Origin of the sequence: Sphingomonas oligophenolica (assembly GCF_006438955.1) — a bacterium.
GTDB classification, from domain to species: Bacteria; Pseudomonadota; Alphaproteobacteria; order Sphingomonadales; family Sphingomonadaceae; genus Sphingomonas; species Sphingomonas oligophenolica_A.
In genome coordinates, this window is sequence record NZ_RCZK01000002.1 from 272,993 (window position 1) to 286,113 (window position 13,121).

A 13,121-nucleotide genomic window follows, 5' to 3' on the forward strand; every position below is an offset into this window, starting at 1 on the left:
GGGGGTTAGCCATCGGCCAGGATCGCCTCGGACTTGGGAATCGCGCCGGGGGTGCCGATGTCGAACCACAGCCCCTGGTGAACCTGCGCATAGGCGCGCCCCGCCTCGATCGCGCGGTTCCAAAACACATTCGTCGAGAACGGACCCTCGGGCCAGTCCGCGATGATCCGCGGGTGGATGATCTGGATCCCGGTATAGACGAACGGCGCGACCCGCCCGCGCCCGCGCCGCGCCGTGATCCGGCCATCGGCGGCGACGACGAAATCGCCCTGCCCGCCATGATTGTGTGCGCGCGCCAGCGGCACGACGAGCAGTAGCGCGTCCATGATCGCGTCGTCCCAGCGCGACGCGAGCAATTTCAGCGTATCGACCGGCCCGTCGACCCACAGATTGTCGCTGTTGACGACCAGGATCGGTTCGTCGCCGAACAGCCCGCGCGCCTTTACCAGCCCGCCACCGGTTTCCATCAACTCCGCCCGTTCGTCGGAAATCGCGATGTCGATCCCCGCGAACCGGTGCGCCAGGTGCGCCTCCATTGTGTCGGCGAGGTAATGGACGTTGACCACCGCGCGTTTGATCCCCGCGGCCTGAAGCCGCTCGATCACGTGATCGATCAGCGGTTTACCCGCGATCTCGACCAGCGGCTTGGGGCGTGTCGCGGTCAGCGGGCGCATCCGCTTGCCCAGCCCCGCCGCCATCACCATCGCGGTGGTCGGCACCTCGCCCCGCGGGACGGGGCGGATCGTGCGCTGGCGGGTCATGCCGACAGGGCCAGCGGATCGCCGCGCCGGTCGCGCGGAATGTTCGCGTCGAACCACGCGGCGACCGGCGCCAGCACCGGCGCCGCCAAGTCCTGCTCCAGATACGCCCACACCCGCGGGCACAGCGCCGGATAGCGCGGCTTGCCATCGCGCTGCCACAGCCGGGTGAAGATCCCGACAATCTTCGCGTTCCGCTGTGCGCCGAGGACATGGTATGCATCGTGGAACTCGTCGCCGACCCCGGTTGCGGCGCGATACCGTGCGAGCATCGCCGCCTCGATCGCGGGCTCGACATCGCGCCGCGCGTCCTGGAGCAACGAGACGAGATCATAGGCAGGATGCCCCGCCAGCGCGTCCTGGAAATCGAGCAGCCCCAGCGTGCGATCCTCGCCCAGCAGCATCAGATTCTCGGCGTGATAATCGCGCAGCACCGTCACCGGCTCGGCGGCCAGCGCATGGTCGAACACCGCGTCCCAGGCGGCGCGATAACCCGCGACATCGGCGTCAATACCGACCGCGGGGCAATACCATTCGACCAACAACGCCGCTTCGCGATGCAGCATCGCGCGGTCATAGGGCTCGAGCGGCCCCGCCGGATGGCGGCGCAGTTCGATAAGCAGATCGACCGCGCGTTCGTACAGTGCCACCGTCTGTCCGGGATCCTCGTCGATCGCTTCGCGCATCCGCGCGTCGCCGAAATCCTCGAGCAGGACGAGCCCGCGATCGAGATCGGCGCCGATGATCACCGGCGCGGGAAAGCCATGCGTCGTCAACCACGTCGCCACGCCGATGAACGGGCGCGGGTCCTCGTGCGGCGGCGGCGCGTCCATCAATACCGCGCGGCGATCCCCCGCAAGGATCCGGAAATACCGCCGGAACGACGCATCCCCCGCCAACGGAACGATGTCGCCCGCCCACCCCAGATCGGCGATGAAGGCGGCGGCGCCGGCGGGCGGGGTCATGTCGGCCATCGGCGCTCCCAAGCGGGGGGCAGGGTCGCTGTCAAGCGCCGCGCACCGTCGGGCTCGATCGTCAGGCGCAGCGCCAGCGCCCCGGGCCACCAGCCCGGCGCGCGTTCGGGCCATTCGACCAGCAGCGCCGAATCGGCCAGCGCGTCGTCGAGCCCCAGTTCCTCGATCTCGCGCGGATCGTTGATCCGATAGAGATCGACATGCAGCACCGGCAACGACACCTCGGGCGGGGCGTAGGGCTGGACGATCGCGAAACTCGGGCTCGGCGCCTCACCCGCGAGACCGAGCGCCGCCAGGCACCCGCGCGCGAGGCTCGTCTTGCCCGCGCCAAGCTCGCCTTGCAGCGTCACGACATCGCCCGCGCGTAACAGCGGCGCAAGCGACGCACCGACCGCCTCGGTCGCAGCGGGATCGGGAAGGTATATGCTCATTACATCCACCCCGGCGAACGCCAGGGCCCAGTTGGGAAGGTCGCAATAACGAAGCGCAGCGCCAACCAATATCTGCTCACCAACTGGGCCCCGGCGTTCGCCGGGGTGGTAAATCTTTCTGGAGCCACCCTCACCGTCGCGGCAATTCGACCGTCACCAGCGTCCCCGCGCCCGGTTCGGACAGCAGCTCGATCGTCCCGCCATGCGCCTCGACGAATTGCTTCGCGAGCGGCAGCCCCAGCCCCAGCGCTCGCTCGCCGGTCGGTTGCATCCCCGGTTCGGCGAAGCGATCGAACGCGGTCGCAACGCTCGCCGCGTCCATGCCCGGGCCATCGTCGCTGACCACGATCCGCGCGAGATTCGCGCTCCCGTCGGTGTGGAGCAGGATGCGCCCGCCTTCGGGGGTCGCCGCCACCGCGTGACGCAGCAGATGCTCGATCGTTTCCTGCAACCGCTTCGTGTCGCCACTCACCCGCCCGGTCGACCGTGCGAGTTCGATCGCGAAATCGAGCTTGCGCCGCCGCGCCGCGGGCTGGACGGTCTCCGCCGCTGCGCGCGCGACCGCGGCCAGATCGACATTCTCGCGGACCAGTTCGGCATCGGCGCCATCGCCGCGGGTCAGGTCGAGCACGTCGTCGACCAGCAGCCCCAATCGCTCGACCGATTCGAGGATCGCCTCGACATAGGTGTCGGCATCCTTGGGAAGCTTGCCCGCATAGCCGCCATGGAGCATCTCGGCGAACCCGCTGATCGAGGTCAACGGCGTGCGCAATTCGTAGCTCATGTTGGCGACGAACTGGGTTTTGACCTTGTCCGCGGTCTCCAGCGCGTCGGCGCGGTCGCGCAGCGCCTGTTCGACCCGGCGGTTGTCGGTGATGTCGAGCATCGTGAACAGCGCGTTGCCGTCGGGCAGCGGCACCGCGGCGAATTCGAAATGCCGCCCGTCGGCGAACGCGACCCGCCCGCCGCGCTGCTGGCGGTCGAGCGTCGCCGACCGGACCAGTTCGGGGATCAGCGCCGCGCGCGTCGGGGTCGCCAGCTTGGGCGCGGCGGCCTCCGCAAAGGTCTCGACCCGCGGATGCGCGGCAAGGAATTCCTCCTCGAATCCCCACACCGCGCGCATCCGGTTGTTCCACAGCTGCAGCTTGCCGTCGGTCGCGAACACCGCGAGCGCCTCGAACAGATTGTCGAACGTCGCGGTCCGCACCCGGAGCAGCGTGTCACGCGCGCTGGCGAGTTGTACTTCCTCGGTCCGGTCCTCGAAGATCAGCAGCAGGCCGCCATCGGGCAACGGCTGCGCGACGACGCGCAGATGCGTGCCGCCGGTCAGGTGCCAATTCTCTTCGATGGCCCAGTTCTTCTCATCGGAGGCGTCCCCGGGCAGGAACCAGTCGCGCCGTTCGGCCTTCCAGCCCGGAAAATCCCGCACCTCGGGCAGCCGGTTCGCCTCGCGCATCCGCTCCAGCACGCGATCGAATTCGGGGCGGTCGGACAGCCATTCGCTGCGCATCGCGAACATCCGCCGAAACGGCTGGTTGCAGAACACCAGGCTGCGGTCGGCGCCGAATTGCGCCACCCCCGCCGACAGCCGGTCGAGCATCGCGCGTTGCGCGTCGGCAAAGCGTTTGGCGCCCGCGCGCGACTGTTCGAGATCCTCGACATCGACCGCGAACCCCGCGACCCCGCCGGTCGCCAGCGGCACATCGTGGACATCGAGCGATCGGCGTTCGCCGTCGATCGTCGCGGGGAGGATGCGGCGTTGCGGATGCTTGGCGTCGCGCGCCGCGACCGCCCCGGCGAGCGGCCCGCCGCTCCCCGATCCCTCGATCAACTCGACGCCGCGCGCGACGACATCGGCGGCATCGCGGCCCTCGACCGCGGCGACATAGGCCGAATTGACCATCGCCAGCTTCAGGTCGCTGCCGCGATACCACATCGGCAGCGGCGCCGCCTCGATCAGCGCGGTGAGCGATTCATAGGCGCCCGCGAGCCGGTTCTTGTCGCGCGCCAGCCGTGCGATCTCGGCCTCGCTTTCGGTGGCATCGAACGCCCAGACCAGCACCGCGCCGGTCGCGCCGAGATCACCGGGCGCGCGGTGACCGCGCAGCGTGATCGCGCGGTCCGATCCGATCGGCCGCAGCGCCCGCCGAAAGCTTCGCCCCGATCGCTGCGCCGCGACGATGTCCGCCGCCAGCGCTGCGGCGTCGGCCGCGGTGATCCCGCGATCGTCGGCCGACAGGTCGGCGAGGAACCGTGGCGGGGTCGCCAGCCCCAGCCAGTCCGCCATCCGGGTCGGCATTTCCACCCCGCCATCGGCGCGGACCAGCATCGCCAGCGCGGGCGCGGACTGGCGGATCTGCTCGGCCTCCGCCGCCGCCTCGACCAGCCGCGCCGCGTCGCCGCGCGCGCGCAGCCCGACATACAGCGCCCATCCCGCTGCCGACACCAACGCGAACAGCATCGCGCCCAGCAGGACTGTCATCCCGTTGCCAAGCTCGATCATCGTGGATTCGTGGCCATGCTGCCCCTCATGCCCCGTCGTGTAGGCAAGGCGGCGGATGCAGGGAAGCGGTCAGCCATGAAAAAAGGGCCCGGCGCTATGCCGAGCCCTCTTTTGTCTGTTCCCCCGCGAAGGCGGGGGTCCAGGAGCCGCAACCGCAGCGTTTATGACTCTGGGGCCCCGCCTTCGCGAGCGAACCGCGCCGATCAGTAGCGATAATGATCGGGCTTGAACGGCCCTTCGACCGGCACGCCGATGTAGCCCGCCTGCTTCGCGGTGAGTTGCGACAGCTTCACGCCGAGCTTGTCGAGGTGCAGCGCCGCGACTTTCTCGTCGAGATGCTTGGGCAGGACGTACACTTCGTTCTTATAGTTCTCGCCCTTGGTCCACAGCTCGATCTGCGCGAGCGTCTGGTTGGTGAATGATGCCGACATCACGAAGCTGGGATGCCCCGTTGCGCAGCCGAGGTTCACGAGGCGGCCCTTGGCGAGGATGATGATCTGCTTGCCGTCGGGGAACTTCACCAGGTCGGTACCCGGCTTCACTTCGTCCCACTCGTAATTCGACAGCGCCGCGATCTGGATCTCGCTATCGAAGTGGCCGATGTTGCACACGATCGCCATCGGCTTCATCGCCTTCATGTGATCGGCGGTGATGACGTCGGCATTGCCGGTCGCGGTGCAGAAGATGTCGGCGCGCTCGACCGCCTCTTCCATGGTCACGACCTCGAAGCCCTCCATCGCCGCCTGCAGCGCGCAGATCGGATCGACTTCGGTCACCATCACGCGCGCGCCGCCGTTGCGGAGCGACTGCGCCGAACCCTTGCCGACGTCGCCGAAGCCCGCGACGCAGGCGACCTTGCCCGCGAGCATGACATCGGTCGCGCGACGGATCGCGTCGACCAGCGATTCCTTGCAGCCGTAGAGGTTGTCGAACTTCGACTTGGTGACGCTGTCGTTGACGTTGATCGCGGGGAATGGCAGCTCGCCCTTCTTGGCGATCTCGTACAAGCGATGCACACCCGTCGTGGTTTCTTCCGACACGCCCTTGAGGTTCTTGACCGTCTCGGTCAGGTAGCCCGGCTTCTTCGCGACGAACGCCTTGAGCGCGCGCTGCATCTCGACTTCTTCCTCATTCTCGGGCTCGGGCATCGTGTGCCCCGCCTCGAGCTTCGCGCCCCACAGCGCGAACATCGTCGCGTCGCCACCATCGTCGAGAATGATGTTGGCGGTCTGGCCGTCAATGTCCCCATCCCACGAGAAGATATCGCCGACATAGTTCCAGTAATCGGCCAGGCTCTCGCCCTTCACCGCGAACACCGGAACGCCGGTCGCGGCGATCGCGGCGGCGGCGTGGTCCTGCGTCGAGAAGATGTTGCAGGTGGCCCAGCGCACGTCGGCACCGAGCGCGGTCAGCGTCTCGATCAGCACCGCGGTCTGGATCGTCATGTGAAGCGAGCCCGTGATCCGCGCGCCGTTCAGCGGCTTCGACGCGCCGAATTCGTCGCGCAGCGCCATCAGGCCGGGCATTTCGGTTTCGGCGATCTCGATTTCCTTGCGGCCGAAGGCGGCAAGCGAAATATCCTTGATGACATAATCAATAGGGCGGTCGAGCACGGTGGCCACGGGGAATTCTCCAGGTCGATGGGGCCGACCAAGGCGCGGGTGCACCGATCGACATGCGCCGCCACATAGAGCGTCGTACGCTCCAGATCAAATATAAAGATATCTTTATATGACGGTCAGGCGTTCCCCGCACCCGCGACCAACAGTTGGGGATCGACCCCCGCGCCCGTCATCGCCGCCGCCCAGCGCGATGCGGCGTCGGTGTCGTAGAGCAGCACGTCGTCGCCGACGACGTTGAGCCATCCCGGCGTGGCGAGTTCCGCGTCGAGTTGCCCCTGGTCCCACCCGGCATAGCCCAGCGCCACCACCCAGCGCGTCGGCCCGGCGCCTTTTGCGATCGCGCGCAGCACGTCGACGGTGCCCGACAGCGCCCAGCGTCCCGCGACCGCGATGCTGTCCTGCCCACCCCAGTCCGCGGAATGGACGACGAACCCCCGGCGCGGTTCGACCGGCCCGCCGAAATGGATCGGCGCGTTCGGCGCGGCGCCGTGCGCGATCTCCAGCTGATCGAGCAGGTCATGCAGCCCCAGCCCTGCGATCACCGCACCCAGCCCGATCCCGACCGCGCCATCGGCGTCGTGCGAACACATCGCGATCACCGCGCGGTCGAACCGCGGGTCACTCATCCCGGGCATCGCGAGCAGGAATTGCCCGGTCAAATAATGAGGATCGTCCATGGCTTGCAGCATAACCGCCGCCGCGGTGTGCGGCCATGGTTGAAATCACCCCCCCGGTGGCCGACCTATCGCGGGAACGCCGCACCTCCGCGGCCCAGGAGACATCACGATGACGATCAACGTTGGCGACAAACTTCCTTCGGCGACCCTGGCGAAAGTGACCGCCGATGGTCCCGACAATGTCAGCACCGACGATTTCTTCGCGGGCCGCACCGTCGCGCTGTTTGCGGTGCCCGGCGCCTTCACGCCGACCTGCTCGGCCAAGCATTTGCCCGGCTATATCGACAAGAACGATGCGCTGAAGGCCAAGGGCATCGACGAGATCGCGTGCGTGTCGGTCAACGACGCCTTCGTCATGGGTGCCTGGGCCAAGGCGAACGACGCCGCCAACGTCACGATGCTCGCCGACGGCAACGGCGATTTCGCGAAAGCGGTCGGCTTGACGATGGACGGCAGCAAGTTCGGCATGGGCCAGCGCAGCCAGCGCTATTCGATGCTGGTCGAGGACGGCGTCGTGAAGCAGCTCAACGTCGAGGCCCCCGGCGAATTCAAGGTCTCGAGCGCGGAGCATCTGCTCGGCGAGATGTGATCGGTGCGGGAGGGGCGATCTTACCCCTCCCGTTCGTCCTGAGCCTGTCGAAGGACAGGTTCCCACAATCAGCGCCCACAATCAGCGCTCATGGCCAGCGCCCATGACATGTGCTGCGACAAGCTCAGCACGAACGGACGCTGCGTCCGACGTAGTCAAAGCAAGGCCCGGCATAGCCCGTCTTGCCACCGTCACCCTCGCCGCGTAACGATCCCGGATGACAACCGCATCCGTTATCGTCGACGAACTCGACCGGCTCTACACCGCGTCGGTCGATCGCTTGCAGGCCGCGCTGACCGCCTATCTCACCGACGGCACCCGCCCCGACCCCGCGATGCGCACCGACGGATCGTTCGCCTATCCCGAAATCCACCTGAGCTATCGCGGCGGCGACGATCGTCCCACCCCGCGGCGCTCGTTCGGTCGGCTCGTTACCCCCGGCAATTACCGGATCAGCGTTACCAAGCCCGCATTGTTCGCCGGCTATCTCACCGAACAGCTGACGCTGCTGATCGAGGATTACGACGTCACCGTCGAGGCGCGCCCGGGCCGCCAGGAAATCCCCTTCCCCTATGTGCTCGATCCCGGTCACGCGATGAGCCTCGACCAGGTTTCCGCCTCCGAACTCGCGCGCTGGTTTCCCGCCACCGAACTGGCGCATATCGGCGACGAGATCGCCGACGGGCTGTGGATCAGCAACGAGGATGCCCGCCCGCTCGCGCTGTTCGATGGCCTGCGGACCGATTTCAGCCTCGCGCGGCTGCGCCATTACATGGGCACGCCGTCAGAGCACACCCAGCGCTTCGTGCTGTTCACCAACTATCACCGCTACGTCGACGAATTCGTCCGCTGGGGCGCCGCGCAACTCGGCAACGACAGCCGGTTCACCGGCTTGTCGGGCGCGGGCAACATCGTCATCGATTCGCCCGAGGACATCGACCGGCTGGTCAGCGACAGCGCGTGGCGGCGGCACCAGATGCCCGCCTATCACCTGATGGCGGACGATCGCTCGGGGATCACGCTGGTCAACATCGGCGTCGGCCCGTCGAACGCGAAGACGATCTGCGATCACCTCGCGGTGCTTCGCCCCGAAGCATGGCTGATGATCGGCCATTGCGGCGGCCTCCGCCCCAGCCAGCGGATCGGCGACTATGTCCTCGCTCACGCCTATCTGCGCGACGATCACGTCCTCGACGATGTCCTGCCGCCCGAAATCCCGGTCCCCGCAATCGCCGAGGTCCAGGTCGCGCTCGCGAAGGCATCGGAGATCATCTCGGGTCAATCGGGCGAGGAGCTGAAACGCCGCCTCCGCACCGGCACGATCGTCACCACCGACGATCGCAACTGGGAATTGCGCTATTCGAAATCGGCGCTGCGCTTCTCGCTCAGCCGCGCGGTCGGGATCGACATGGAATCGGCGACGATCGCGGCGCAGGGCTATCGATTCCGCGTCCCCTATGGCACGCTGCTCTGCGTCTCCGACAAACCGCTTCACGGCGAGTTGAAGCTGCCCGGCCAGGCCAATCGCTTCTACGAACGCGCGATCAGCGAACATATGCGGATCGGGATCGAAGCCTGCGAACAGCTCCGGATGGAGGGCGAAAAGCTCCACAGCCGGAAACTGCGCGCATTCGACGAACCGCCGTTCCGCTGATCGTATCACTAGGGAAACGATCTCCGGATCGTGCGTTACGCTATCGAACCGATTGGGAGGACCGACGATGACCGACAAACCCGAGACGCCGCCTTCCTCACCCGACAAGCCGGTCACGCCGCGTCGCCGCGCGCCGCGCCAGGCCGCCGGAACGGCTCCGGGTGCCGCCAAATCGACCGCCACGAAATCGACCGCGAAAGCCCCTGCGACTCGCTTGTCCGCCCCCGCGGCACCAGCGGCGGACGTGAAACCCAAGCGCGCCGCCAAACCCCGCTCCACCACCCGCGGCGCCGTCCGCGCCGCGCCCAAGGCACCCCCCCGGGCGACGGGCTCGCCCAAGGCTGCGTCGCAGCCGACCAAGGCGGGCAACAAATGGGGAATGGCCGCGATCGCGGGCGGCGTGGCCGCGGCGGGGGCAGCCGCGGCGGCACTGCTCGCGCTGCGCGGCAGTAGCGCGTCACCCCGCGGCGGGGCCAAGCCCGACAAGCGCACGCCGCCATCCGACGGCGCGCATCAGGCCGACGGAACCGATTCGTCGAAGTCGTTTGCCGCCGGAATCGCGGACGAGGGCACGATTCCCGACAAGGGCTGATCCCTCAGGCGCAGCCCGGTTTCACTCCGTTTCAAGGGACCGCACCGAGGTCAAGCTCGCTCGGGCCGTTCTTCGCCCCGCGGCCAGCCGTGTCGATCAGCGCGTGGCGATCGTTCGCCCGAGCATCGACAGCCCGCGCTGCGCGACCTGGTGCGAGGTCGCGGTCGTCCCCGCCAGCATGTCCAAATCGACCGCGGGCTCGGCCAGCACCTCCGTATACAACGCCCGCGCCTCGGCAATCCGCCCGGTTTGCGCATAGGCTGCCGCGAGGTTGAGCGCCATCTCCGGGCGCGCCGGGTCGGCCTTGCGCTGCTGCTCGAGCCGGTCGATGACCATCGAATAATGGCCCCTGGCGAGCAATTGATAGCTCGTATGCTCCTGCGCGACCGCGGGCATGGATAGCGCCATCACCACGCCTGCCAGCATCATTTGTGCGTACCGCATCACCCGTCTCCTATCGTCCCCGGCATTCGTCAGCACCAGGTTGCACTTTTGTGACACTGGTATGTCACTTTAGTGTCATCGATGCAAGAACCGTCTCCGATCGTCAGGCGTCAGACACGAAAAGGGCGGCCCCGCAGGACCGCCCTTTCGCTTGTACGTCGCTGTAACGATCAGAAATCGTTGCGATATTGCTCGTTACCGATGAAACCCAGTTTCGAGATATTCGACCGCTTGATGACCGACAGCGTCCGGTCGACCACTTCGTACCGCGCCTGGGGGTCGGGCTGGAAGTGAAGCTCCGGTTCCGGGTTCATCGCTGCGGTCGTATCGAGATACTGCCGCAACGTCACCTCGTCGACCGGCGCGCCGTTCCAGAAGATCACGCCGCCCTGATCGATCGACACCTTGTTCTTCTCGGGGTCGACGATCGGCTGCTTCTGGCTTGGATCGTTGACCGGCAGGTCGACCTTCACCGCGTGGGTCTGGATCGGGATGGTGATGATGAACATGATGAGGAGCACGAGCAGGACGTCGATCAACGGCGTCATGTTCATTTCCATCATCGGCTCACCGTCTTCGGATCCGCCACTCATTGCCATAACAAATTACTCCTGAATTCTGCGCGGACCACGTTACATTCGGGTGACGTTCTGTCCCGGTGGCGGTTCGGAAATAAAGCCGACCTTGGCAAAGCCCGCCATCTGTAGCGTGTAGATGGTGGCCCCGACACATTGGTACGGCACCGCTACGTCGCCGCGGATATGCGCTTCGGGCAGTTCGAAGTCGGGATTGCTCTTGATCGCATCAATCCCGCCCGCGCGCGCGACCTCGGCCTTCAGCTTGTCGACCGCGCGGGTCAGCAGTTCCTCGTGCGTCACGCGGGTCGTGTTCCAATACACCGCACAGGTGCCATCCGGTGCGGTCGTGACCGACAGCGACACGTTTTCCGGCTTCGTCGTGGTCGGATCGAACCGCACGTCGGGCAGCTTGAGCTTCACCGACTGAATTACGACCGGAACGGCGATCAGAAAGATGATGAGCAGCACCAGCATGACGTCGACCAGCGGCGTCGTATTGATGTCCGACATCGGTTTATCGGTGGTATCCCCACCAGTACTCATCGCCATGTGCGAGCCATCCTATTCATTCATGTGCCTCGGACCCGTTGCGAACCGACGGCCAAGGGGCCGCCCTTGAGGCAGCCCCCGATTGATCGTCTTACTTGCGGGTCGGCACGCCACCGGTCTGGCCGGCGGTCGTGGTCGCGCCGGGGTTAGTCGTCGCCGCCGCCTTCACCGGCGCAGCCTTGGCGTTGGCCATGACCGGTCGCACCGCCCCGCCCGAGGCCAGGAAGCCCAGCACATCGTTCGAGAAGGCCGACAGGTCTTCCGCGATCGACTTGTTGCGACGCTGCAACCAGTTGTACGCGAGCACCGCGGGAACCGCGACGACCAGGCCGAGCGCGGTCATGATCAGCGCCTCGCCGACCGGTCCTGCGACCGCGTCGATCGATGCCTGGCCGGCCGAACCGATCTTGATCAGTGCGCGGTAGATGCCGATGACCGTGCCGAACAGCCCGATGAACGGGGCGACCGAACCGACCGTCGCGAGGAAGGCGAGACCGCCACCCAGCTTCGAATTGATCGCCGCTTCCGAGCGCGCGAGCGAACCGTGGAGCCAGTCGTGCGCCTCGACCGGATCGGTCAGCTTGGCATGCTGGTCCTGCGCGGCCAGGCCGTCGTCGACGATCTGCTTATACGCCGAATTCTTCTCGAGCTTGGCCGATCCTTCGCGCAGCGACGACGACTGCCAGAACGAACTGCGGACGCGCTTGGCCTGATTCATGATCTTCTGCTGTTCGAACAGCTTGGTGAACAGGATGTAGAACGACACGATCGACATGATGACGAGGATCGTGAACACGGACTGCGAAATGAGCCCGCCTTCGCGAAGCGACTGGGTCAGGCCGTAGGGGTTGTCGCCCTTCGCAGCGCCGGAGCCTGCCGCGGCAAGAATGGTGGTGAGCATGGTCAGTAAATCCCTCTGGTTCGATTATCGGTAAACCGACACCGGCAGTCGGGCGATCGCCCGACTGCCGGTGTCGTCATCAATTGCCTTCGAGCTGCCACCGGACGCCCGGCAGCACATACGTCGATTCGATCGCATTCCCGCTCGGATCCTTGGCGGGGCTGAACCGGCCGCGCGACCGCGCCAACCGACAGGTCGCATCGTCCAGGTCCGAATTGCCGCTCGACGAGGTCACGCGGCAATCGGTCACACGACCGCTGGATCCAATCGTCAGCGCGACCGACACGCGACCCTGCGCCTCGGCGCGGCGCGCCGCGGGAGGATAATCGTCGTTCGAGAACCACGATCCCGGATTGCCACGCGGCGAGACCTTCACCGCAACCCGCGGCGGCGCGGGCGGCGCTGGCGGGGGCGCGGGAGGAGCCGGCGGTGCCGCGATAGGCGTTGGAATGTACACCGGCGGCGGATTCGGCACCGACACGATCTGCGGCGCTGGATGGGGTACGCTGACGATCGGCGGCGGCGACACCACTGGCGGCGGCTGCAACGGCTGATCTGGCGGCGGCGGCGGCGGCGGAATGTCTGGCGGCGGCGGCGGCGGCTCCTGCACGTCGAACGTGTTAAGTTTATCTTGGGCCTTCTTCACGTATTGATACGCGAGCCCGGTGACGAAGGCATAGCCCAACGCGGCATGGATCAGCGCGACGATAACGATCGCGACGATCTTGCCACTGGACATCTTCTGGTCAGCATAGGCCATTCAGCTACGACACTCCCTAAATCTCGTCGGCTCCTTGCCCCGCCCCGAAAGGCAGCGGACACGGCCACTGCGACGGCTAACGCCAGCCG

Annotated in this window: 14 protein-coding genes; 3 read left to right on the forward strand and 11 right to left on the reverse strand. The window is 66.7% G+C overall.

Features of this window, described 5'->3' with window-relative positions; translation table 11 throughout:
* Positions 1 to 5 precede the first annotated feature (5 nt).
* From EAH84_RS04075 to EAH84_RS04100, 6 genes are all read right to left on the reverse strand, one after another.
* Entirely contained in the window at positions 6 to 761 is a 756-nt protein-coding gene (locus tag EAH84_RS04075; RefSeq protein WP_140868067.1) for a nucleotidyltransferase family protein, read from the reverse strand.
* Positions 758 to 1,723 carry an aminoglycoside phosphotransferase family protein gene (locus EAH84_RS04080; RefSeq protein WP_170209837.1) on the reverse strand — a complete coding sequence of 322 codons (966 nt, stop codon included), beginning with the start codon at positions 1,721 to 1,723 and terminating at the stop codon, positions 758 to 760. Before EAH84_RS04080 ends, EAH84_RS04075 begins: the two co-directional genes overlap by 4 nt.
* Positions 1,720 to 2,163 (reverse strand): tRNA (adenosine(37)-N6)-threonylcarbamoyltransferase complex ATPase subunit type 1 TsaE, encoded by a 444-nt coding sequence (gene tsaE / locus EAH84_RS04085; RefSeq protein WP_194150355.1) that lies wholly within the window; start codon positions 2,161 to 2,163, stop codon positions 1,720 to 1,722. Before tsaE ends, EAH84_RS04080 begins: the two co-directional genes overlap by 4 nt.
* Positions 2,164 to 2,293: 130 nt before the next feature.
* Entirely contained in the window at positions 2,294 to 4,666 is a 2,373-nt protein-coding gene (locus EAH84_RS04090) for a PAS domain-containing sensor histidine kinase (RefSeq protein ID WP_140868073.1), read from the reverse strand.
* Positions 4,667 to 4,869: 203 nt separating this feature from the next.
* Positions 4,870 to 6,288, reverse strand: coding sequence for an adenosylhomocysteinase (gene ahcY, locus EAH84_RS04095; protein ID WP_140868077.1), 1,419 nt, complete (start codon positions 6,286 to 6,288; stop codon positions 4,870 to 4,872).
* 116 nt (positions 6,289 to 6,404) lie between these two features.
* Complete coding sequence (locus tag EAH84_RS04100; protein ID WP_140868484.1) at positions 6,405 to 6,965, reverse strand: YqgE/AlgH family protein; 561 nt, start codon at positions 6,963 to 6,965, stop codon at positions 6,405 to 6,407.
* Between the two features lie 109 nt (positions 6,966 to 7,074).
* Between EAH84_RS04100 and EAH84_RS04105 the strand changes: the two genes are divergently transcribed.
* The 3 genes from EAH84_RS04105 to EAH84_RS04115 all read left to right on the forward strand — a co-directional run bounded on the left by EAH84_RS04105 (position 7,075) and on the right by EAH84_RS04115 (position 9,800).
* Positions 7,075 to 7,554, forward strand: coding sequence for a peroxiredoxin (locus EAH84_RS04105; RefSeq protein ID WP_140868079.1), 480 nt, complete (start codon positions 7,075 to 7,077; stop codon positions 7,552 to 7,554).
* 217 nt (positions 7,555 to 7,771) lie between these two features.
* Complete coding sequence (locus EAH84_RS04110) at positions 7,772 to 9,208, forward strand: AMP nucleosidase (RefSeq protein ID WP_140868082.1); 1,437 nt, start codon at positions 7,772 to 7,774, stop codon at positions 9,206 to 9,208.
* A 67-nt stretch (positions 9,209 to 9,275) separates the two neighbouring features.
* The gene (locus EAH84_RS04115; RefSeq protein ID WP_140868085.1) at positions 9,276 to 9,800 is read left to right on the forward strand and encodes a hypothetical protein; all 525 of its coding nucleotides are present in this window, start codon (positions 9,276 to 9,278) and stop codon (positions 9,798 to 9,800) included.
* A gap of 96 nt (positions 9,801 to 9,896) precedes the next feature.
* Here the strand turns inward: EAH84_RS04115 and EAH84_RS04120 are convergent, their stop codons facing one another.
* From EAH84_RS04120 to EAH84_RS04140, 5 genes are all read right to left on the reverse strand, one after another.
* A complete protein-coding gene (locus EAH84_RS04120; protein ID WP_241656449.1) occupies positions 9,897 to 10,244 on the reverse strand; it encodes a tetratricopeptide repeat protein in 348 nt (115 codons plus the stop codon).
* Positions 10,245 to 10,414: 170 nt separating this feature from the next.
* On the reverse strand, positions 10,415 to 10,843 hold the full coding sequence (locus EAH84_RS04125; RefSeq protein ID WP_170209836.1) for an ExbD/TolR family protein: 429 nt from the start codon (positions 10,841 to 10,843) through the stop codon (positions 10,415 to 10,417).
* A gap of 33 nt (positions 10,844 to 10,876) precedes the next feature.
* The gene (locus tag EAH84_RS04130) at positions 10,877 to 11,371 is read right to left on the reverse strand and encodes an ExbD/TolR family protein (RefSeq protein ID WP_140868088.1); all 495 of its coding nucleotides are present in this window, start codon (positions 11,369 to 11,371) and stop codon (positions 10,877 to 10,879) included.
* A 91-nt stretch (positions 11,372 to 11,462) separates the two neighbouring features.
* Positions 11,463 to 12,272 carry a MotA/TolQ/ExbB proton channel family protein gene (locus EAH84_RS04135; RefSeq protein WP_140868091.1) on the reverse strand — a complete coding sequence of 270 codons (810 nt, stop codon included), beginning with the start codon at positions 12,270 to 12,272 and terminating at the stop codon, positions 11,463 to 11,465.
* 79 nt (positions 12,273 to 12,351) lie between these two features.
* Complete coding sequence (locus EAH84_RS04140) at positions 12,352 to 13,032, reverse strand: energy transducer TonB (RefSeq protein ID WP_140868094.1); 681 nt, start codon at positions 13,030 to 13,032, stop codon at positions 12,352 to 12,354.
* Positions 13,033 to 13,121: the final 89 nt, after the last annotated feature.